The following is a 495-nucleotide window of genomic DNA, read 5'->3' on the forward strand; positions in this document are numbered from 1 at the left end:
GCATGCCGTAGTCCAGTGGCTTGCCGTCGGCCTCCTGCAACAGCGGCAGATAGATGACGGTGGAGCGGCCGTCGGTGGCGACCAACTGGCCGATTTCGCCGGAACGCGCGACGTTCATTTTTAGCTGCGCCAGGCTGGCGGCGCCGCCGTCGTAGGCCTCGGGGATCACCGGGCCGCCTTCGAGGCCATCTTCGGTGACGCCGACCCAGCGCGTCGATGGCGTCCACAGGGATTTCATCTGCACCCGGTTCACGCCGGGGACCAGGAACGCCTTATCGCTCAACTGGCGCAGGGTGTCGAGGTACTTGGCCTGATAGATGTCGCCGGCCGGGTTGGCGACGGCGATACGCACCGCGTTGCCCAGTCCCGTGAGCTCGCCCTGCCAGGCGAGGTAGTTGCGCACGTAGGGATGTTGCGCCGGGATGGTTTTCTCGAAACTGGCGTTCAGCTGCAAGCGCGTGGTTTGCCAACCCAGCAACGCGGTGATGACCGCGC

1 pseudogene is annotated in these 495 nt (G+C 65.9%); it reads right to left on the reverse strand.

The features are described from left to right. A pseudogene (locus EE949_RS09085) lies at positions 1–495 on the reverse strand (RND family transporter); the annotation flags it as partial.

It is taken from the genome of Pseudomonas viridiflava (assembly GCF_900602065.1).
Taxonomy (GTDB): Bacteria; Pseudomonadota; Gammaproteobacteria; order Pseudomonadales; family Pseudomonadaceae; genus Aquipseudomonas.